The sequence below is a fragment of the Bacillus sp. LR--39 genome (assembly GCF_053613335.1).
This window is the reverse complement of sequence record NZ_JBSIOT010000593.1, coordinates 1-847: the sequence shown is the minus strand read 5'-3', so window position 1 is coordinate 847 and position 847 is coordinate 1. Positions and strand designations below refer to the sequence as shown.

Genomic DNA, 847 nt, shown 5'->3' with positions numbered 1-847 from the left:
AGTTTTCACGCAACGAATTAGCGATTGGAAAAGAAGGTTTAAATATTTTAAAAAACAGCACGGTCGCCGTTTTGGGCGTCGGCGGGGTCGGTTCTTTCGCCGCGGAAGCGCTCGCCCGTTCAGGTGTCGGCAGAATCGTGATGGTCGATAAAGACGATGTTGACATCACGAATGTCAACCGTCAGCTGCCTGCTTTACTTTCAACGGTCGGACAGCCGAAAGTTGACTTAATGAAAGCGAGAATCGCCGATATTAATCCGGAATGCGACGTCATCGCTTTAAAAATGTTCTATACCGAAGAGACGTATGAACAGTTTTTTGCATATGAACCGGATTATGTAATCGACGCTTCAGACACGATTCATTATAAAATCCACTTAATGAAAGAGTGCCTGAAGCGCGGCATCAACATCATCTCAAGCATGGGAGCGGCCAATAAAACAGATCCGACAAGGTTTCAAGTGGCCGATATTTCAAAAACCCACACCGATCCGATTGCAAAAGTCATCCGGACGAGGCTTCGCAAGGAAGGCATTACGAAAGGCATTAAAGTCGTCTTTTCTGACGAAAGTCCGATCGTGATCCGTGAAGACGTACGCCAAGTCGTCGGAAATGATGAAGCGAAAATCCGCAAAGCGCAGATGCCGCCGTCTTCAAATGCTTTTGTTCCGTCAGTCGCAGGCTTGATTATGGGCGGCCATGTGATCATGGAGCTTTTGAAAGATATTCCGATCAAAAGGGTGAAAGATAAGTAATACAAAAACGACAGCAGAGGTGCTGTCGTTTTTGGTTTCAAGACAAACGGCCTCCTTAATGAAAAGAAACAGGCCGTTTATTATTTTTGTTT

1 protein-coding gene is annotated in these 847 nt (G+C 45.6%); it reads left to right on the top strand.

From position 1 onward, the window contains the following. A partial coding sequence (locus ACWHAR_RS25155) for a tRNA threonylcarbamoyladenosine dehydratase (protein WP_452088194.1) occupies positions 1-755 on the top strand: 755 nt, incomplete at its 5' end. Positions 756-847: the final 92 nt, after the last annotated feature.